At 65.6% G+C, this 20,312-nt stretch carries 16 protein-coding genes; 11 read left to right on the top strand and 5 right to left on the bottom strand.

Annotated features, from left to right (window positions below; translation table 11 throughout):
- Positions 1–212: 212 nt before the first annotated feature.
- On the top strand, positions 213–1,844 hold the full coding sequence (locus tag M9H71_RS17770) for an FMN-binding glutamate synthase family protein (RefSeq protein ID WP_455406276.1): 1,632 nt from the start codon (positions 213–215) through the stop codon (positions 1,842–1,844).
- A 96-nt stretch (positions 1,845–1,940) separates the two neighbouring features.
- Here the strand turns inward: M9H71_RS17770 and M9H71_RS17765 are convergent, their stop codons facing one another.
- Together M9H71_RS17765 and M9H71_RS17760 are read right to left on the bottom strand one after the other, a co-directional pair.
- Complete coding sequence (locus M9H71_RS17765; RefSeq protein ID WP_455406275.1) at positions 1,941–3,983, bottom strand: carbohydrate porin; 2,043 nt, start codon at positions 3,981–3,983, stop codon at positions 1,941–1,943.
- Positions 3,984–4,355: 372 nt separating this feature from the next.
- Positions 4,356–5,168: a creatininase family protein gene (locus M9H71_RS17760; RefSeq protein ID WP_455406274.1), complete on the bottom strand. Its 813-nt coding sequence runs from the start codon at positions 5,166–5,168 to the stop codon at positions 4,356–4,358.
- A gap of 129 nt (positions 5,169–5,297) precedes the next feature.
- Here M9H71_RS17760 and M9H71_RS17755 point away from each other — a divergent pair, with 129 nt between their 5' ends.
- From M9H71_RS17755 to M9H71_RS17735, 5 genes are read left to right on the top strand one after another with little or no spacing between them, the layout of a single operon-like run.
- On the top strand, positions 5,298–6,434 hold the full coding sequence (locus tag M9H71_RS17755) for an ABC transporter substrate-binding protein (protein ID WP_455406273.1): 1,137 nt from the start codon (positions 5,298–5,300) through the stop codon (positions 6,432–6,434).
- 8 nt (positions 6,435–6,442) lie between these two features.
- Positions 6,443–7,273, top strand: a complete 831-nt coding sequence (locus M9H71_RS17750) for an ABC transporter ATP-binding protein (protein WP_455406272.1) — start codon at positions 6,443–6,445, stop codon at positions 7,271–7,273.
- Positions 7,270–8,094, top strand: a complete 825-nt coding sequence (locus M9H71_RS17745; RefSeq protein ID WP_455406271.1) for an ABC transporter permease — start codon at positions 7,270–7,272, stop codon at positions 8,092–8,094. Before M9H71_RS17750 ends, M9H71_RS17745 begins: the two co-directional genes overlap by 4 nt.
- Complete coding sequence (locus M9H71_RS17740; RefSeq protein WP_455406270.1) at positions 8,094–9,080, top strand: 2-hydroxyacid dehydrogenase; 987 nt, start codon at positions 8,094–8,096, stop codon at positions 9,078–9,080. The genes M9H71_RS17745 and M9H71_RS17740 overlap by 1 nt, the downstream gene beginning before the upstream one ends.
- Before the next feature lie 2 nt (positions 9,081–9,082).
- Positions 9,083–9,766: an AprI/Inh family metalloprotease inhibitor gene (locus tag M9H71_RS17735; RefSeq protein WP_455406269.1), complete on the top strand. Its 684-nt coding sequence runs from the start codon at positions 9,083–9,085 to the stop codon at positions 9,764–9,766.
- 97 nt (positions 9,767–9,863) lie between these two features.
- On the opposite strand, the gene M9H71_RS17730 is transcribed toward M9H71_RS17735, so the two are convergent.
- Both M9H71_RS17730 and M9H71_RS17725 read right to left on the bottom strand, forming a co-directional pair.
- On the bottom strand, positions 9,864–11,357 hold the full coding sequence (locus M9H71_RS17730; RefSeq protein ID WP_455406268.1) for an NAD-dependent succinate-semialdehyde dehydrogenase: 1,494 nt from the start codon (positions 11,355–11,357) through the stop codon (positions 9,864–9,866).
- A gap of 176 nt (positions 11,358–11,533) precedes the next feature.
- Entirely contained in the window at positions 11,534–11,863 is a 330-nt protein-coding gene (locus M9H71_RS17725; protein ID WP_164603606.1) for a hypothetical protein, read from the bottom strand.
- 246 nt (positions 11,864–12,109) lie between these two features.
- On the opposite strand from M9H71_RS17725, the gene M9H71_RS17720 reads away from it, so the two are divergent.
- Positions 12,110–13,297, top strand: a complete 1,188-nt coding sequence (locus tag M9H71_RS17720) for a serine hydrolase domain-containing protein (protein WP_455406267.1) — start codon at positions 12,110–12,112, stop codon at positions 13,295–13,297.
- 133 nt (positions 13,298–13,430) lie between these two features.
- Positions 13,431–15,125, top strand: coding sequence for an AMP-binding protein (locus M9H71_RS17715; protein ID WP_455406266.1), 1,695 nt, complete (start codon positions 13,431–13,433; stop codon positions 15,123–15,125).
- Between the two features lie 214 nt (positions 15,126–15,339).
- On the opposite strand, the gene M9H71_RS17710 is transcribed toward M9H71_RS17715, so the two are convergent.
- Positions 15,340–16,341 (bottom strand): adenosine kinase, encoded by a 1,002-nt coding sequence (locus M9H71_RS17710; RefSeq protein ID WP_455406265.1) that lies wholly within the window; start codon positions 16,339–16,341, stop codon positions 15,340–15,342.
- Between the two features lie 273 nt (positions 16,342–16,614).
- Here M9H71_RS17710 and murJ point away from each other — a divergent pair, with 273 nt between their 5' ends.
- The 3 genes from murJ (at position 16,615) to M9H71_RS17695 (ending at position 20,174) form a co-directional block, all read left to right on the top strand.
- Positions 16,615–18,171 (top strand): murein biosynthesis integral membrane protein MurJ, encoded by a 1,557-nt coding sequence (murJ, locus tag M9H71_RS17705; RefSeq protein ID WP_455406264.1) that lies wholly within the window; start codon positions 16,615–16,617, stop codon positions 18,169–18,171.
- Positions 18,172–18,226: 55 nt separating this feature from the next.
- The gene (gene trpS, locus M9H71_RS17700; protein WP_455406263.1) at positions 18,227–19,279 is read left to right on the top strand and encodes a tryptophan--tRNA ligase; all 1,053 of its coding nucleotides are present in this window, start codon (positions 18,227–18,229) and stop codon (positions 19,277–19,279) included.
- A 400-nt stretch (positions 19,280–19,679) separates the two neighbouring features.
- Positions 19,680–20,174 carry a universal stress protein gene (locus tag M9H71_RS17695; protein ID WP_455406262.1) on the top strand — a complete coding sequence of 165 codons (495 nt, stop codon included), beginning with the start codon at positions 19,680–19,682 and terminating at the stop codon, positions 20,172–20,174.
- Positions 20,175–20,312: the final 138 nt, after the last annotated feature.

Raw genomic sequence — 20,312 nt, 5'->3', positions numbered from 1 at the left:
AAATGTCAAGCCGAACCCGGCCGCGAGGTCTGGTCCGGGCTGCATCACGGAATTGCGACGACGCCGTGACCAAGCCGATCGAGGAAGCCACCGAGGTTATCGGGGCCGGGTGGCCGTGCTATACAGCGCCACGATCAGCGCCCTCGGCCGCACCAGGCTTCCCACCGCGGCGGCTGATCGAATGTCCATCCTGCCGCTTCCGCGGGGACTCCATGGCAACGCTGCTGCTTCCTCTCTCGCCGCGCTACATCGCACTCACCGTCTGCGTCGTACTTACAGCACTCCTCGCCACGCTCGCGGCATTCGATGCACACACGCCGCTGTTCGGCGTGGTGCTGGTGCCGCTGCTGGTGTTCGGCGCGCTGACCCTGCTCGGCATCCACGACCTGCTGCAGAGCAGCCACGCGGTGCTGCGCAACTATCCGATCTCGGCGCATCTGCGCTTCCTGCTCGAAGAGATCCGCCCGGAGATGCGGCAGTACTTCTTCGAGAGCGAAAAGGACGGCAAGCCGTTCAGCCGCGACACCCGCGCGCTGATCTATCAGCGCGCCAAGATGGAACTCGACAAACGTCCGTTCGGCACCCAGAAGGACGTCTATGACGACGGCTACGAGTGGATGCACCATTCGGTCGCGCCGCGGCCGCACGCCGAGGAACCATTCCGCATCGAGATCGGCGGGCCGGACTGCGCCAAGCCGTATTCGGCTTCGGTGTTCAACATCTCGGCGATGAGTTACGGCGCGCTGAGTCCGAATGCGATCCGCGCCCTCAATGCCGGCGCCAGAAAAGGAGGCTTTGCGCACGACACCGGCGAAGGCGGCGTCAGTCCGTATCACCGCGAGCACGGCGGCGATCTGATCTGGGAAATCGGGTCCGGTTACTTCGGCTGCCGCACCCGCGACGGCCGGTTCGATCCCGAGGCGTTCGCCCGCGTCGCCGCCGACGACCAGATCAAGATGGTGGAGCTGAAGGTCAGCCAGGGCGCCAAGCCCGGCCACGGCGGCGTGCTGCCGATGGCCAAGATCTCCGAAGAGATTGCGCAGATCCGCGGCGTCGGCATGGACGAGGATTGCGTCTCGCCGCCTTATCACAAGGCGTTTTCGACGCCGATCGAGATGATGCGGTTCATCGCCGAGATGCGGCGCCTCGCTGGCGGCAAGCCGGCCGGCTTCAAGCTCTGCATCGGCCATCCGTGGGAGTTTCTGGCAATCTGCAAGGCGATGCTCGCCACCGGGATCTATCCGGACTTCATCGTGGTTGACGGCAAGGAGGGCGGCACCGGTGCTGCGCCGCTCGAATTCATGGACCACCTCGGCATGCCGATGCGCGACGGCGTCAGCTTCGTGCACAACGCGCTGATCGGGATCGGCGCCCGCGATCGCATCAAGCTCGGCGCTTCGGGCAAGATCGCTACCGGCTTCGACGTCGCCCGCGCCATGGCGCTCGGCGCCGACTGGTGCAATTCGGCCCGCGGTTTCATGTTCGCGCTCGGCTGCATCCAGTCGCTGAGCTGCCACACCGACCGCTGCCCGACCGGCGTGACCACACAGGAGCCGACCCGCTACCGCGCGCTGGCGGTGCCGCACAAGCTGGAGCGGGTTTACAACTATCATCGGGCGACGCTGCAGGCACTGGCGGAGCTGGTCGCAGCGGCGGGGCTCGATCATCCGCGCGACATCCGCCCGTATCACTTCTCGCAGCGCACCTCGTCGTCGGACGTATTGTCGCTGGCGCAGCTCTACCCGGAACTGCAGCCGGGCGAGCTGCTGAAAGGCACTGATGATTCCCGCTTCAAGCAAGCCTGGGCGATGGCCCGCGCCGAGAGTTTTGCGCCGTTAGTTTAAGCGGCGTCACTGCGGGCAAAGCAAAACGGTCCAGCGTCGTGCGCTGAGCTGGATCGCTTGGTCGCTCTGCTTCGCTCGATAGCAGCCAGGGACGCGTCAGAACTCCCCATGCAACCGTCCTGAGAACACCGACACCGGACCCCGATCGGCATTATAGGCGGGATTGACGATGAGCTGATAGTCGGCGGTCGCGGTCCAGGCCTGATTGAACGCCAGCGCGTAATAGCTTTCGAACACCCGCTCGCGGCGATAGTTCAGGGCGCCGTCGCCGATCAGGGGGCCGAGGCCGCCGGCGGCGAGGAAATCGCGGTGATCGCGTGACAATCCGTTGAGCGCACCGGCGATGCCGATCACGTCGTCCGGGCGGCCCCAGCGCTGGCCGCGGATCGACACGCCGCCCGACAGACTCTCGTCGATGTCGGTGAACGCCATGATTTCGTTCCGGCCGTCGTTCCAGCTCCAGCGGCCGAATACGCCGATGTCGTCAGTGACCGCCTGTTCCAGATTGAACGCGTAACCATATTTGATCCGGCCACGTCGCGTCTGGGTGATGTCGAGATTCAGCGACGGGTCATCGAGCGTTTCGCGATAGCTGCCCGAATAGGTGCTGTTGATGAATCCCAGCGTGCGCAGCTTGCCGGGCAGGCCGAACAGCGAGTAGCGGGTCTCGAGCTCGGCGACATATTCGCCGCGCCTCAGCAGCTTCATGTCGTAATTGTTCGAATTGGACTCGGCGTCGACCAGGAAGTAACCGGCGCGAATCGCCCATTGCTTCTGGTTGAGTTCGGCGGTGGCGCCGTAGCCGAGGCCGAGCTTGTCCGCCGCATAGTCGAACGCGCCGGACGCCCAGATCGACCAGTTCATGAAGTCGCGGCGCGGATCGTGCGCGTAGGCGTTGCCGTCGAACACGTCGATCACGCTGAACCGGCCGACCTGCAGGGTCAGCCGCGAGATATCAGCCTTGCCGGAGAGCTGCGAGCTGCTCGAAGCGAGCTGCTCCTGCTCGCCGCCGAGCCCGAAGGTCTGGCGCAAATAGAAGCGCGACGGGCTGAAATGCGGATAGGCGAAGCCGGACTTCTGGGCTTCGCCGTTCGGAAACCCTGCGGCGCCAACGGTGTCGCTGAGCCCGTAGCCCTGCAGGAATTCAGGGTTGAAGTAGAACTCGCCGCCGTCCCACAGCCGGACGTTGACGAACAGGCTGGTGCTCCAGGTGTTCTTGAACTGGGCGCCAGGAAACAGGCTGTTGGTGCCACTGTAGGGCGCCCGGAAAGCCGGATAGCCCTGCCCGATGAAGGTGGTCTGGCCGTGGATCTCCCAGCGATCGGACTCGGGATCGGCAACTGCGGCGAGCGACGGGGAGGCATCTGGGCCGCCGGCTCCAAACCAGTCGATCTTGCGGTTCACGCCGACCCGGACGGTCTGCAGGTTGAGCGACGTCGCGTAATTCGCTCCGGTCGGCAGGGCGACGGTCGCGTTCTGATACTGGCTGTAGAGATACTCGACCCGCGCGCTCCAGTTCGGGGTGAAACCGTATTCGAGGCCGCCCCCCGCAACCCAGCCGAGCCGGCTGTTCATCACGCTGCCGGTGTCGGGGTTGGTGAGATAGCGCTCGTGGTCGAACGCAAGGCCGCCGGTGACGTACCCCAGCCAACGGCCGGCAATGACGCCGAACCGGGCGCGGACAGAGCCGTAATAGTCGAGGTGTTGCAGCGCGCCGGCGGTGCCGTTGTTGAACTCCGACAGCACCGCGTTCTGCGGCAAATAGCTCGGAAACGAGATGTCGGCTTCGACGCCGAGCAGCAGGTTCGATCCGGTGACGAAATTGTATCCCACCTGCGCGCCCGCGGTGACGCCTCCGGCCCCGTTGCTGTTCTGCGCGGCCGATGTCGCATCCTGCAGCGTCGCGCCGGCATGACCGCGGACGTACCCCGCGTGGGCGCCGACATAGAATCCACCCCAATCGTAAGCCGGGTCCGGCCGCTGCCTGCCGATGCCGCCCGCGGCCGCGGCCTGCGGCAGCAGCAGTGCGCCAGCCGCCACGCCGGCGATCAGCGTCGAAGCGGAGCGGCCCCGCGACATCCGATTGTGGGGTTCGCAATTTTCGCGTGGAACGCGGGCGGGGCGGCGTCGAACAGTCATCAAGCTCACCTGGAACACATGCGGTCGCGCGACGTTTCGTCGCGCCCCTGACCCCGAGGGCATCTGAATAGCGTTCGCAAGCTGACGAAAGTCGGAAGCAGTATCAGCGCCTTGGGGCCTGTGACACGCAAAAGAGCTATCTGGCGCACACAACTCGATGCCCGGCCCACGCGACAGCGACAGTCTGGAATTCCTCCAAGTCCAGAGTGCGCGGTAATTCATTGCCGCTCTGCCAGATTCGCCGCCAAAGGCTCGCGTCTCGGGGGCAACAGGCCGAGCGGGATCACAGGCGGACGGGCCGCATGGAGACGGAGGTGAAGCGCACGCGACCCGGCGTCGGGACGGCAGCGATACGCCCGGAGGAAATACCGGTCAGACCGAAGGCGTGGTCGCCAGCGCGGCGAGATCGAAGCGGTGGACATCGTCCAGCAGCTCGCAGAATGCGCCCGCACCGTAATCGAGCAGTCGTCGTCCCTTCTCGGCGCTCGCGGCGGTGGCGTCACCGATCGCGCCGCTCGGATGCAGGTCTTCAGCCGCCCAGGCGAACGGCGCCGGCCGCTGCGCCGATAAACGCAGATAGGTCTGCTCCATCGCCACACTCGCGGGACGGAAGTCTGCAATCCGATCTGCACGGACCAGCTCCGGCGCGTGCGCCAGCATGATCGAGGTCTCGACCGCCCCGCCGTGGATGCCGTGGCGCAGCTCGTCCGCAGCGAACAGCCCGTCCGGCACACCAAACCGCGACCAGCCGGTGGTCACCACCAGCATTCGGTGCCGCGCACGCAGCTCCTGCGCCACCAAGCCCATCGCGGCGCTGTTGCCGCCGTGGCTCGTCACCATCACCAGCCTGCGCACCCCCGCGCGCGCGACGCTGTCCCCGATCTCGGTCCACTGCTTCAGCGCGGTCTCGGTCGACACCGTCAGCGTGCCCGGAAACGACAGATGTTCGGTCGACAGGCCGATCGTCTGCACCGGCAGGAAGGTGGCGGGAATGTCGGCCGGCAGCCGCTCACGCACCTTTGCCAGATAGGCCTCCGCGATGGTGACGTCGGTCGATAGCGGCAGATGCGGCCCGTGCTGCTCGGTCGCGGCGAGCGGCAGCACCGCGATCCAACGCGCAGGTTCGGCGCTGGCGATCTCGGGCCAGTAGATCGCGCTCCAGTCGCGAGGCGGCAGCTTGGTCATCGGCGATAGGCGGGCTGACGGAGAAGTGGTTCAAATGCCGGCATTGTTTCGCTATCAATCCTGAAACGCTCGAATCCGCGCCGCCCATGATGCTTCATCATGGGCCAAAATGAACGACGGAGTCCAACCATGAGCCCCGCTTTCCTGCTGCGAGCGTTAACCGGGGTGCTGCTGGCCGTCGCACTGGCGTCCCCCGTCCATGCCTCCGGCCATGGGGCGGAAAAGCCCGCAGCCGAAAAGCCGCCGGAACCGCCGCCGCGCCCGCCGATGCCCAAGAAGCCGCCGCCTCCGAAGGTGCAGCCGGTGCGCAAGGTGCCGGAAGGCGGCTTCGACAAGCTGTCGTTCGGCACCAACTGGGTGGCCGAAGCCGAGCACGGCGGTTTCTTTCAGGCGGTCGCCGACGGCACCTACAAGGCCTACGGCCTCGACGTCAGCATCGTGCCGGGCGGTCCGAACGTCAACAATCGCGCGCTGCTGATCGCCGGCAAGCTCGACTTCTTCATGACCGCCAACACGCTGCAATCGTTCGACGCCGTGGCCAACAACGTGCCGGTGGTGGCGATCGCCGCGATCTTCCAGAAAGACCCGCAGGTGTTCCTGTCGCATCCGGAGTCGAAGGTCGAGACGTTGGACGATTTGAAGCCGCTGACGCTGTTCGTCTCCAAGGAAGGTATCGCCAGCTACTTCCAGTGGCTGAAGTCCGAATACGGTTTCAGCGAAGCCAAGGTGAAGCCCTACACCTTCAACCCGCAGCCGTTCATCATCGATCGCCGCAGTGCGATGCAAGGCTACGTCACCTCGGAGCCGTTCACCGTCGAGCAGGCCGCCAAGTTCAAACCGAACGTGCTGCTGTTGGCCGACTACGGCCTGGACGGCTACTCGACCCTGATCGAAACCCGCCGCGATCTGATCGATAAGAACCCCGACATGATCCAGCGCTTCGTCGACGCTTCGATCGTCGGCTGGAATAACTATTTGTACGGCGACAATTCCGCCGGCAATGCGATGATCAAGAAGCTCAATCCGGAAATGACCGACGGCATGCTGGCGTATTCGGTCGACAAGATGAAGCAATACGGCATCGTCGATTCCGGCGACGCCATCAAGAACGGCATCGGCGCGATGAACGACGACCGCTACGCCTCGTTCTTCGACAAGATGGCGCGGGCCGGCGTAGTGTCACGCGGGCTAGATTTCCGCAAAGCCTACACGCTGCAATTCATCAACAAGGGCGTCGGCGTCGACCTGCGTCCGAAGCAGCAGTAACCGGCTACATGGCCCCGTCGCCGCGACCGTCCGCTGCGGATGCCGACGCCACCGGGCCGGCAATCGAACTGCGCGCCGTCACCAAAGCCTACCGGAGCGGCACGCTAGCACTCGGCCCGGTCGATCTCGACATCGACCGCGGCGAGTTCGTGTCGCTGCTCGGGCCGTCCGGATGCGGCAAATCGACGGCACTGCGAATGATCGCCGGACTCGCGGCCCCATCCTCCGGGCGGATCGAGGTCGGCACCGCGCCGCCGCGCGGCCGCGGCGAACATCCGATCGGCTTCGTGTTCCAGGAGCCGACGCTGATGCCGTGGGCGAGCATCCGCCACAACGTCGCATTGCCGCTGAAGCTCGCGCGCGTCGCTGGTGCCGAAATCGACCGCCGCGTCGACGGAGTGCTGGCGCGCGTCGACCTCGCCGACTTCGCCAATGCGTTTCCGCGCGAACTGTCCGGCGGCATGAAGATGCGGGCGTCGCTGGCCCGCGCGCTGGTGACGCGGCCGGACGTCCTGCTGATGGACGAGCCGTTCGCCGCGCTCGACGAGATCACACGCTTCCGCCTCAACGACGATCTGCTGGCGCTGTGGCGCGAGCTGCAGATGACCGTGGTCTTCGTCACCCATTCGGTGTTCGAGTCGGTGTATCTGTCGCAGCGGGTGGTGGTGATGACCCCGCGCCCGGGGCGGATCGCTGCCACCTTCAACATCGACGCACCGAGGGTGCGCGGCGACGAGTTCCGGCTGTCCGCCGATTATGCGGCGCAGTGCCGGGAGGTTTCGCGCGCGCTGGCGTCAGCCAGCGAAACCGGCTCCGCCTCCAGCAAGGCCCGCGCATGAGCACCTTGCCCACCCCACATGACCAGGCACGACCGCTCGGCACACGCGCCGGACTGCGAGTCGCACTGCCGATCGTCGTGCTGATTGCCGCCATCCTGGCATGGGATCTGGTGGTGCGGCTCAATCAGATCCCGCCTTATGTGCTGCCGGGACCTTTCCTGGTCGCTTCGACGCTGATCCACGATTGGCCGGTGCTGTTCGGCTCGCTGCTGACCACGCTATGGACGACGCTCGAAGGCTTCCTCGCCGCCGCGGTCGGCGGCATCGCGCTGGCGCTGTTGTTCAACCAGTCGCGGCTGCTCGAATACTCGCTGTTTCCCTATGCGGTGGTGCTGCAGGTGACCCCGGTGATCGCGATCGCACCGTTGCTGCTGATCTATCTGCCGCAGGAAACAGCCGTCATCGTCTGCGCCTGGATCGTCGCGTTCTTTCCGGTGCTGTCCAACACCACGCTGGGGCTCAACTCGGTCGACCGCAATCTCGCCGGCCTATTCCGGCTGTACGGCGCCTCGCGCTGGCAGACGCTGCTGCGGCTGAAGCTGCCGGCAGCACTGCCTTACATCCTCGGCGGCCTGCGCATCGCCGGCGGATTGTCGCTGATCGGTGCGGTGGTGGCGGAGATCGCCGCGGGCTCCGCCGGCGCCGGCTCCGGACTCGCGTACCGGATCGCCGAATCCGGATACCGGCTCAACATTCCGCGGATGTTCGCCGCATTGCTGTTGCTGTCGACGGCGGGCATTGTGATCTATCTGCTGCTGGCCCTGCTGTCGCATCTGCTGCTGCGGCGCTGGCACGAAAGCGCGTTGGGAAAGGATAATTGATGCCGGGGGAAACGGGCGCGTCCGAGCTGATCGATCTGTTGATCTATGGCCCGCGCAAACAGGTAATCGATGAGGGCTTTCCGGACGGCTATGCGCTGCACCGATGCGAACGCGCGAACGACCTGGAAAGCCTGAGCGACGACGTCCGTGGCCGCATCCGCGGCATCGCCGTCACCGGCCTGGTGCCGACCGGCGCCGCAATGCTGGGGCGCTTTCCGAAACTCGAGATCATATCGAGCTTTGGCGTCGGCTACGACCATGTCGACGCCGCCTGGGCGGCCCAGCATGGCGTGATCGTCACCAACACCCCCGACGTTCTCACCGAGGAAGTCGCCGATACCGCGCTGGGGCTGCTGATCGCCACGTTGCGCGAGTTCATCCGCGCCGACAAATACGTCCGCGACGGCCTGTGGCAAACGCAGGATTATCCGCTCAGCACCGGCTCGCTGCGCGACCGCAAGGTCGGCATGGTCGGGATGGGGCGGATCGGTCAGGCGATCGCCCGGCGGCTCGACGCCTCGCTGGTGCCGGTGGTGTATCACTCGCGTAATACGGCGCCCGGCGTCGCCTACCAGCACTATCCGAACCTGATCGAGATGGCCGAGGAGGTCGACACCCTGGTGGTGATCACGCCGGGCGGCCCCAGCACTGCCAAGCTGATCAACGCCGAGGTGCTCGATGCGCTCGGGCCGCGCGGCGTGGTGATCAACGTCGCGCGCGGCTCGGTGATCGACGAAGCGGCCCTGATTGACGCACTGAGATCCGGCAAGATTCTCGCCGCTGGCCTCGATGTGTTCGCGGCCGAGCCGACCGTTCCCGAGGAGCTGCGCGCGATGGACAACGTCGTCCTGCTACCACATATCGGCTCGGCCTCGGTGGTGACGCGCAATGCCATGAATCAGCTCGTCGTCGATAATCTGAAAGCTTGGTTCTCAGGCCGGCCGCCGCTGACGCCGGTGGCCGAAACACCGGTGAAAGGCCGCTGACCATGTGGCGCGCGTTCGGCACGGCGATCCTCGCAGCGCTGCTGGCGACCGCCGCGGCAGCACAGGACGCAGCGACGATGAAGAAGGACATGGTCGGCCAGTGGGAATTGTCGACCACCGAACGCAGCAAAACCTGCGTCGTTACGCTGTCGTCCGAACCGGCGCCCCAGGGACTGAAACTGACGCTGGAGCCCGACTGCGCCAATTCCCTGCCCTTCACCAAGGCGATCGTGGCCTGGGACGTCAAGGGTCTCGATATCATACGGTTCGAGACCGCCGAAGGCGGCTCGGTGATCGACTTCACCGAGGTCGAGAGCGGCATCTTCGAAGGCCACCGCGACGGCGAAGGGATCTACATCCTGCAGAATCTGGTGGCGGCCCGCTCGCTCGCCAAATCGATGGAGCAGATGATCGGCGACTGGACCATGGTGCGCGGCAACGGTCGCCAAGTCTGCGGCCTGACGCTGACCAACACCGAAGCGGGGAACGATAACTTCCAGGCGTTCCTGAAACCACGCTGCGACCCGCAGGTGGCCAGTTTCGGACCGACGATGTGGCGGCTCGAACACGGCGCGATGCTGCTGGTCGCACCGAACGGCGACACATGGCGATTCGAAGCCGACGACAATGCGCAATGGCGCAAGATCCCCGACAGCACCGATCCGCTGATCATGCTGCGGCAGTGACCTTTTCGATCCTCGCCATGCCGTGAGTCCCGCGAGGGGCCCGCTGACTGCCGGCGGCCGTCACGCCGCCGGAGCCGGCCGCATCAACCGGTGCGCCTCAGATCCCCGCCATCATCACGTATTTGATCTCGACATATTCTTCGATGCCGTGATGTGAGCCTTCGCGGCCGAGGCCGGATTCCTTGACGCCGCCAAACGGAGCGACCTCGGTGGTGATCAGGCCGGTGTTGACGCCGACCATGCCGCTCTCCAGCGCCTCCGCGACTCGCCAGACGCGGCCGAGGTCGCGGGCATAGAAGTAGCTGGCGAGGCCGAAGGGCGAGGCGTTGGCGAGCTTGATGACTTCGGCTTCGTCCTTGAAGCGGAACACCGGCGCCAGCGGGCCGAAGGTTTCTTCGTGCGCCACCAGCGCGTCGGGCCGCACATCGGCCAGTACGGTCGGCTCGAAGAAGGTGCCGCCGAGCGTGTGGCGCTTGCCGCCGGTGATCACCTTGGCGCCGTGCGCCAGCGCGTCCGCAATGTGCCGCTCGGTCTTCTCGACCGCGGCATCGTTGATCAGCGGCCCTTGGGTCACGCCCTGCTCGGTGCCGTTGCCGACCTTCATCGCCTTGACCTTGGCGGCGAGCTTCTCGACGAAGGCGTCATAGACGCCGTCCTGGACGTAGAGCCGATTGGCGCAGACGCAGGTCTGACCCATGTTGCGATATTTCGACACCATCGCGCCGTCGACCGCGGCGTCGATGTCGGCATCGTCGAACACGATGAACGGCGCGTTACCGCCGAGCTCGAGACCGAGCTTCTTCACCCCGGCGGCGGACTGCTTGTAGAGGATCTTGCCGACCTCGGTGGAACCGGTGAAGCCGACGAACCGCACCGCCGGATGCTCGCAGAACACCTTGCCGATCGGCGGCGCATCGCCGGTGACGATGTTGAACACGCCTTTCGGGATGCCGGCCTTCTCGGCCAGCGCCGCCAGCGCCAGCGCCGAGAACGGCGTCTCTTCGGCCGGTTTCAGCACCACGGTGCAGCCCGCCGCCAGTGCCGGCGACACCTTGCGGGTGATCATCGAGTTCGGAAAATTCCACGGCGTGATCGCGGCGCAGACGCCGATCGGCTGCTTGATGGCGATCAGCCGCGCGTCGGGGCGCTGGGTCGGAATGGTTTCGCCATAGACGCGCCGCGCCTCCTCGGCGAAGAACTCGATATAGGCGGCGCCGATATCGACCTCGCCGAGCGCTTCCGTGAGCGGCTTGCCCTGTTCGCTGGTGAGAATCAGCGCCAGATCCTCGCGATTGGCGACGATCAGCTCGAACCATTTACGTAAGATGTTGGAGCGCTGCTTGGCGGTGAACTTGGCCCAGGCCGGAAACGCGCGTTCGGCGGCTTCGATCGCCGCGGTCGCTTCAGCAGCGCCGAGGCTCGGAATGCGGCCGATTTCGCCGCCCGTCGCCGGATTGGTGACGGCAATCGACCCGCCGCCGGTCCAGCCACCGTCGATGTAGCACTGCTCACGCAGCAAGGACGGGTCGTTCAGACGATCGCGCAGCGATGCGGATTGAGCGGCAGTGCGGGCGGCGGCGGTGGGGGACATCGAAGGCTCCGGCGTGGCTGGTGAATCGCAGGCGGGACCGCGATGGCCCCTGTCGCCGGTTAATATAGGAGGAGATCGCTCCGAGCACAGGGCCGGGCCACTATCATGCGCCGCGTCGTCAAGCAGCTTCGCCCTTGCGAAGGCCCGTATGCGCCATCAGGCGCCCCGCACAACGGCTAGGCAGCGCCAGCGATCCAGGTGCTGCGCAGATTGATCATGCGCTCGGCAGCGGTGCGGGCATGGGCCCGGGACGTGGTGGCGCAGACGCGATATTCGAGCTCCGGGAACGGCTGCACCCCGCGCCGACCGAACCACGACCCGATTCGGCCCGATTTGGCCGAAAGCTGCGCCAGCGCGACGGCGAGATTGTCGACCGCCTCGAACCCGTACAGCGCACCGGTCTGCGCATAGCGCACTTCATAGATCCCGGGACTGATCGGCGCCTCGATGTTCCCGCCGCGGCCGGGCTGCGGATAGCGCTTCCAGTCACTCCAGGTCGGGATCATCTCGGTGCTCCGGGCGGGGGCTTCGTAACGTTGAGTTGGACGATGGCGGACGCCGCGAGGTTCAACACTGCGGCGACTTTGTGAACGCCATGCACTCCCGTTCGTTCCCGGCGCGCGCCCGCGGTCGCGGCCGCCCACAAATGCGAGACTTTGTCGCCGCCCCGCCTTGCCGCTTGCCGGGCGAGATCGGCCGGTGAACAATCCGGCCGCTTTCAAAAGACTGCCAAACAGAAAGGGAGGGCAACAATGCAGAGCAATAATCAGATCGATCAGAGCTTGCGGCAGATGAGCGAGAGCGGCGCTATCCCCGGCGTCGTGGCGATCGCCGGCAATTCGCAGGAGACGTTATACCAGGGCGCGTTCGGCAAGCGCGATCTGTCGAAGCCGCAGGCGATGACGGCCGACAGCGTGTTCTGGATCGCATCGATGACCAAGGCGATCACCGCCGCTGCCGCGATGCAGCTCGTCGAACAGGGCAAATTGTCGCTGGACGAGCCGATCGGCAAGGTCCTGCCCGACCTCGCCGAGCCTTTGGTGCTCGACGGCTTCGACGCCGACGGTACGCCAAAGACGCGCCCCGCCAAGACGCCGATCACGCTGCGCCGCTTGCTCACCCACACCGCCGGCTTCTGCTACGACATGTGGAATGCCGACATGGTGAAGTACATGGAGCGGCACGGCATCCCCGGCATCATCGGCTGCCAGGAAGCCGCGCTGAAGACGCCGCTCACCTCCGATCCTGGGACACGCTGGGAATACGGCATCAACATCGACTTCGCCGGCAAGGCGGTGGAAGCGGCGAGCGGCGTCAAGCTCGACGATTACTTGCGCGACAACATCTTCGCACCGCTCGGCATGACCGACACCGGCTTCAAGATCAGCGACGCTCAGCGCCAGCGGCTGGTGGCGGTGCACGCCCGCGGCGAGGACGGCTCGCTGTCGCCGATCCCGTTCGAGGTCGCACAGGAGCCGGAATTCCACATGGGTGGCGGCGGCCTGTACGGCACCGCGGCGGATTATCTCAAGTTCACCCAGATGATCCTCAACAACGGCCGCGCCGGCGGCAATCAGGTGCTGAAGCCCGAGACGGTGGCCCTGATGGGCCAGAATCATATCGGCGATCTCAACGTCACCAAATTGAATTCGGCAATCGCCTTCGCCACCAACGACGTCGACCTCTATCCCAGCATGACCAAGAAGTGGGGCCTCAGCTTCCTGATCAACACCGAGACGACCCCGGAAGGCCGCAGCCCCAACAGTCTCGCCTGGGCCGGCCTCGCCAACACCTATTTCTGGATCGATCCGGCCCGTGACGTCTGCGGCGTGATCCTGATGCAGGTGTTGCCGTTCGCCGACGCCAAGTGCTTGGAAGCGTTCGCTGCGTTCGAGCGCGATGTCTATGCCGGCCTCGCCGCCGGACAGCAGGCGGCCTGACAGGCTCTCGCGCCGCCGGCGGGGTCGCAATGCCTCGCCGGCGGCGCTATGCTTCGTGAAAGAGGCGAAAAGCCCAGACGATGACGACCCGGCACTCCAGATCGGCCGGGCGCTAAGGCGAGGACCAAGGATCGTGACCAGCTCGACCCCCAGCTATGTCTGCGGCGTCTCCGACGCGCCGCTACTTGGAATCACCATCGGCCAGGCTCTCGACCGCGCGGCGGAGCTGTGGCCGGATCGCGAAGCGCTGGTCTCCCCCAGCCATGACACCCGTTGGACGTGGCGCGACTTTGCCGCGCGGGTCGACGCGCTGGCGGCCGGCTTTCTGGCGCTCGGGTTGGAACGCGGCGCCCGCATCGGCATCTGGTCGATGAACCGGCCGGAATGGACGCTGACGCAGTTCGCCGCCGCCAAGGCCGGACTGATCCTGGTCACCATCAATCCGGCTTACCGGTTGAGCGAACTGGAATTCGCGCTCGCCAAGGTCGGCTGCGCCGCGCTGGTGACCGCCACCGCGTTCAAGACCTCGCACTACATGGAGATGCTCAACACGCTGATCCCGGAGCTGGCGACCTCGCCGCCCGGCGCGCTGCAGTCTGCCAAACTGCCGAAGCTGCGGACCGTGATCCAGATCGGCGGACCGAAAGCGCCGGGCACGATCGCATTCGACGAAGTCGCGGCCATGGGCGGCGCGCGGCACCGCGATCAGATCGCCGCCTTCGCAAGCGAGCTGCAGTTCGATGATGCGGTCAACATTCAATTCACCAGCGGCACCACCGGTTCGCCCAAGGGCGTGACGCTGACGCATCACAACATCCTCAACAACGGTTACTTCGTCGGCCGCGCGATGAAGCTGACCGAGCAGGATCGCATCTGCATCCCGGTGCCGCTGTATCACTGCTTCGGCATGGTGATGGGCAATCTCGCCTCGGTGACCTCCGGCGCCACGATGGTGTACCCGGGCGAAGGCTTCGATCCGCTGGTGACGCTGCAGACGGCATCGATCGAGAAGTGCACCGCGCTGTATGGCGTGCCGACGATGTTCATCGCCGAACTCGATCATCCGGAATTCGCCGGCTTCGATTTGTCGTCGCTGCGCACCGGCATCATGGCCGGCGCGCCGTGCCCGGTCGAAGTGATGCGCCGCGTCAACGATCAGATGAACATGCGCGAAGTGACGATCGCCTATGGCATGACCGAGACCAGCCCGGTCAGTTTCCAGAGCGCGGTCGACGATCCGGAAGAGCGGCGTGTCTCGACGGTCGGTCGCATTCACCCGCATGTCGAAGTGAAAGTCATCGATCTCGAAGGCCGCATCGTGCCGCGTGGCACCCGCGGCGAACTTTGCACCCGCGGCTACAGCGTCATGCTCGGCTACTGGGACGAGGCGGAAAAGACCGCCGACGTGCTCGACGACGCCGGCTGGATGCACACCGGCGATCTTGCGGTGATCGACGAGGAAGGCTTCTGCAACATCGTCGGCCGCATCAAGGACATGGTGATCCGTGGCGGCGAGAACCTGTATCCGCGCGAGATCGAGGAATTCCTGTATCGTCATCCGAAGATCCAGGACGTCCAGATCTTCGGCGTCGCCGATGATCGCTACGGCGAAGAACTGTGCGCCTGGGTCCGCCCGCGCCCCGGCGAAACCCTGAGCGCCGACGACGTCCGCGCGTTCTGCCAGGGCCAGATCGCCCACAACAAGATCCCGCGCTACATCGAGTTCGTCGACGAATTCCCGATGACGGTCACCGGCAAGATCCAGAAGTTCATCATGCGCGAGAAAGTCGAGGCCAAGCTTGGCCTGAAGGCGGCGAAGACGGCGTAGTTAGCTCGATGATGTCTCGTTCGTCATTCCGGGGCGCGCGGAGCGCGAGCCCGGAATCCATACTCCCTGGACTCTCGGTGAGGCACCGTGGTGCCGGCACTTTGCAGAACTAACAACAAACAGGGGTTATGGATTCCGGGCTCGCGACCTGCGCTCGCGCCCCGGAATGACAAAAGAGAGGTGGGGGTTCAAAGGCCCGCTGTGTCGCCTCGACCTACACCGCCAGCCCGCGCTGCTGCGCCAATTCCTTCAGCGAAACCTGCGGGCGGGCGCCGATGTGCTGGATCACTTCGGCTGCCGCCAGTGCGCCGAGGCGGCCGGCGTTCTCGTAGCCGAGATTACGGACCAGGCCGAACAGGAAGCCGGCCGCGAACAGGTCGCCGGCGCCGGTGGTGTCGACCAGTTGATCGATCGCGGTCGCCGGCACCAAAGTCACGCCTTCCTTGTCGACCACCGCGCAGCCCTTTTCGCTGCGAGTGACGACGCCGAGCGCGACGTCCTGAGCCAGCAGAGTCAGCGCCGCATCGAAATCCGAGGTCTGGTACAGCGAGTGCAGCTCGGCCTCGTTGGCGAAGATCAGGTCGACGGTCTTGGAGCGCATCAGCTCAAGGAATTCGCTGCGGTAGCGGTCGACGCAGAACGCATCCGACAGCGTCAGCGCCACCTTGCGGCCGGCACCGTGGGCGATCTTCGAAGCCTTCAGGAACGCTTCCTTGGCCTGCGGCGGATCCCACAGATAACCTTCGAGATAAGTGATCGCCGAGGCGGCGATCTTGGCCTCGTCGATATCGGCCGGCGACAGATCCTGCGCGGCGCCGAGGTAAGTGTTCATGGTGCGCTGGCCGTCCGGCGTCACCAAAATGTAGGAACAGCCGGTCGCCGGGCCGTCCGTCGCCGGCTTGGTGTCGAAGGTGACTCCCGCGGCGCGGATGTCGTGGCTGTACAGCTTGCCGATCTGGTCGTCCTTGACCTTGCCGAGATAGGCGGTGCGGGCACCGAACGAGGCCAGGCCGACGATGGTATTGGCGGCCGAGCCGCCGGACATTTCGGTGGCCTGCCCCATGTCGGCGTAGATCGCCGCAGCACGGGCTTCGTCGATCAGCGCCATGCCGCCCTTGGCCATGCCGTGCTTGACCAGAAAGTCCTCTTCGGTGCGGACCAGCACGTCGAAGATCGCATTGCCGATGGCGAGGACGTCGTATTGGGCTGAGCTCATCGAATTCGATCCATAGCGGGGGAGAAACGACAAAAATCCCGCGATTGTGCGGGTCGGGCCGGTGCATCGCCGGCCGCGCGAAAGGCGAGCCGGCCTATCATGTTCGGGTCGGCAGCGGCAAGCGAACCGGCCCGGACAGCGGTGACCTCGGGGTCTGCCCGCGGCATCAGCCCCATCGACGAAGCAGCGGGTGGTCTGGCCCCTCTTTACCAAATGGATCAAAAGCCCATCGGCCCAGGCGCTTGAGCGCGCAACCGGGCTATAACCCGGCTCATGCTTCGCCCGCTGCTCACCGTCTCCGCCGGAACGCTGTCGTCACGCTTATTAGGATTCGTTCGCGACGCACTCGTCGCGGCACTGCTTGGCGCCGGCGTGGTGGCGGATGCGTTCCTTCTGGCGTTTCAGCTCGTCAACGTGACGCGGCGACTGCTGACCGAAGGCGCGCTCAATGCCGCGCTGGTGCCGGCCTGGCTGAAAGTGCGCGAACACAATGGTCCCACCGCAGCCGCCGCATTCGCGGGGCGCCTGCTCGGAACTATTGCGCTGGCGACGCTGCTGCTGGCGATCCTGCTCGGCGTGTTCATGCCGCTGCTGATCGCGGTGCTGGCGCCGGGCTTCGTCGGCCAGCCGGCGCTACTGATGGCGACGCGCGATGCCCGGCTGATGCTGCCGTATCTGGCCTTCGCCGGTCCGGTCGCGGTGATGATGGGACTGTTCAACGCGCAGGGCAAAGTCGGTCTCACGGCGTTCTCGCCGCTACTGTTCAACGTCTCGCTGATCGTCGTCACGACGGTCCTGCTGCTGGACCACGATGATGCGACCACCGCGGCACTGATCCTGTCGGGCACCGTCGGCGTCGCCGGGCTGTTGCAGCTCTCGATCCTGGCGGTGAACGGGCGCGGCGAGCGGCTGGCGACGCCGCTGCGCGCCGGCTTCGACGCCGCGATGCGAACGTTCTTCGCCAAGGCGATTCCGGGCATGATCGCCAATTCCGGGCCGCAGCTCCTGATCGTCGCCGGCGCGATCATCGCCTCGGCCCAGCCGGCGGCGGTGTCTTGGCTGTATTTCGCCAACCGGCTGATCGAGCTGCCGCTCGGCATCGTCGGCGTGGCGATGGGCGCGGTGCTGGTGCCGGAACTGGCGCGCGCGGTGCGGGGCGGCGACGACGCTGCGCTGTCGGAAGCCGCTTCCCGCGGGCTGGAACTGGCGATCGGTGTGGCGCTGCCTGCGACTTTCGGACTGATCGTACTGGCCGAACCGATCGTGCGGCTGTTGTTCGAGCACGGCGCGTTCAGTGCCGCGGACTCCGCCGCAACCGCTCAGGCGCTGGCCTTACTGGCGGTCGGCCTGCCGGCACAGGTGCTGGCCAAGAACTGGTCGGCGGCCTTCTTCGCCCGCGAAGACACCCGCACGCCGCTGATGGCGACGCTGATCGCGGTCGCGGTCGCGCTTGCAGCAGCCGTTCTGCTCGGACGGCTATTTGGGGCTGCGGGAGTTGCGGCTGCGATCAGCCTCGGTGCCTGGAGCAACGCAGCTCTGCTGCTGGCGCGCGGCGTGCAACGCTTCGGCGTCACCATCGATGCGTCGGCGCGGAGCCGTCTGGTGCTGATCATGATCGCGGCCGGCGCGATGGGCGGCCTGCTGTGGCTGACGGCCGACCTGCTGCACCCGCTGGCGGCGGCAGACTCCACTTTGGTCCAAGCCGCGGCGATCGGCGTGCTGATTGCGGGGGGCCTGACGGTCTATGCGGCAGCGTTGATCCTGTTCGGCGTGGTCCGGCCAAATGCGGCGCTCCGCGCGCTGCGGCGGCCGTGCAGCTTGCGCGACTAGCGGAGCTGTGCCACTTCACGGCGCCTTTTCCAGACCAAGCGCGGGAATCACGATCATGGCCATCACGCAGCGGGTATTTTCCGGCATCCAGCCGACCGGCAATCTGCATCTCGGCAATTACCTCGGCGCGATCGTGAACTTCGTGAAGATGCAGGAGACGCACAATTGCGTCTATTGCGTCGTCGATCTGCACGCCATCACCGTCCCGGTGACGGTGTGGGGCGGACCGGACGAGCTGCGCAAGAACATCCGCGAAGTGACGGCGGCGTTCATCGCGGCCGGCATCGACCCGAAGAAGCAGATCATCTTCAACCAGAGTCAGGTCGCCGAACATTCGGAACTGGCTTGGGTGCTGAACTGCATCGCGCGGCTCGGCTGGCTGAACCGCATGACCCAGTTCAAGGAGAAGGCCGGCAAGGATCGCGAGAACGTCTCGGTGGGGCTCTACGACTATCCGGTGCTGATGGCGGCCGACATTCTGGTATATCGCGCCACCCATGTTCCGGTCGGCGAGGATCAGAAGCAGCATGTCGAGCTGACCCGCGACATCGCCCAGAAGTTCAACAACGACTTCGGAGCCTCGATCGCGGCGCAGGGCTTTGGCGATGCTTACTTCCCGTTGCCCGAGCCGGTGATCACCGGCCCAGCGACCCGGGTGATGAGCCTGCGCGACGGCACCAAGAAGATGTCGAAGTCGGATCCGTCCGATTACTCGCGCATCAACCTGACCGACGATGCCGACGCGATCGCGCAGAAGATCAAGAAGGCCAAAACCGATCCGGAACCGCTGCCCGGCGAGGAGAAGGGTCTGGAAAGCCGCCCCGAGGCTGACAATCTGGTCGGCATCTACGCGGCGCTCTCCGGCAAACCGAAGGCCGACGTGCTGACCGAGTTCGGCGGTGCGCAGTTCTCTTCGTTCAAGTCGAACCTGGTCGATCTCGCCGTCGCCAAGCTGTCGCCGATCTCCGGCGAAATGAAGCGGCTCTCTGCCGACCACGCTTATGTCGATGCCGTGCTGGCCGACGGCAGCGACCGCGCCCGCGCGATCGCCGCCGAAACCATGCAGGCGGTCAAAGACATCGTGGGCATGGTGCGGAAGAAGGGCTGAGATTCGGCCCCCTCGTCCTGAAAGCCCGACTGGAAATGCGTGCAATGACAGCGCTTTCGTTTCAACCCGTCATTCCCGGCCTCGTGCCGGGCATCCACGCCTTGCAGCGAACGCAGCAAGAAAGGCGTGGATGGCCGGGACAAGCCCGGCCATGACGAAACTAATCGTCAATTGAACGACTTACAAAAGCCCCTGAGCTTGTTGCCCGCATTTCCAGCCGGGCTCTGAGGAGCCCGGCGTAGCCAGGCGTCTCGAAGGACGAGCTTGTATCGCCATGGTTCGTGACGCGCAGCTTCGCTGCGCTCCTCACCATGATGCCCCTGCCCTTGTCCTTCCCGCTGCCGCCATGGCAGCATCGCATCGTTCCCCGGGCGGGCGCTCGGGAATCGTGGGGGACACCATGAGCAGCCAGCGACGGAGCTATGAATCCGGCCACAAGCCGAAGTGTCTGGTGATCGTCGACGACACCGCCGAATGGGACCGCGCGGTGTATTACGGCAGCCGCTGGGCGGTGCGGGTCGGCGGCAGCGTCGTGATGCTGCGGGTGATCGAGATTCTCGACAAGAACCAGCAATGGCTCGGGGTCGCCGAGGTGATGCGTGCCGAAGCTATCGAAACCGCCGAGCTCGCGCTCGATCGCGCCTCGGGCCGCGCCAACGGCGTCGCCGGGATCACGCCGGAGCGGGTGATCCGCGAGGGCGACACCATTGCGCAGGTCCGCAAGGTGATCGAGCAGGACGTCGACATCGTCATGCTGGTGCTGGCGGCGGACGACGGGCCGGATGGGCCCGGCCCCATCGTCACCTCGATGGTACGCCATCTCGGCACTTTTCCTGTGCCGGTGATGATCGTCGCATCGAGCCTGACCGACGACGACATCGACGCACTAGCCTGACGCCTGAATTCCTGGAAAATGTGAGCCTGATCAGCGACTTTCTGCAACCTCGGGGAGAGCCCGCGGGTTGACCGTGCTTTCCCGAGCGCTATTTGCTAGGAGAAACCCACGCACCGGCCTTGAACCGGCGACGACGGA

Source organism: Rhodopseudomonas parapalustris (assembly GCF_053772255.1).
This window is presented reverse-complemented; position numbering and strand designations above follow the sequence as displayed.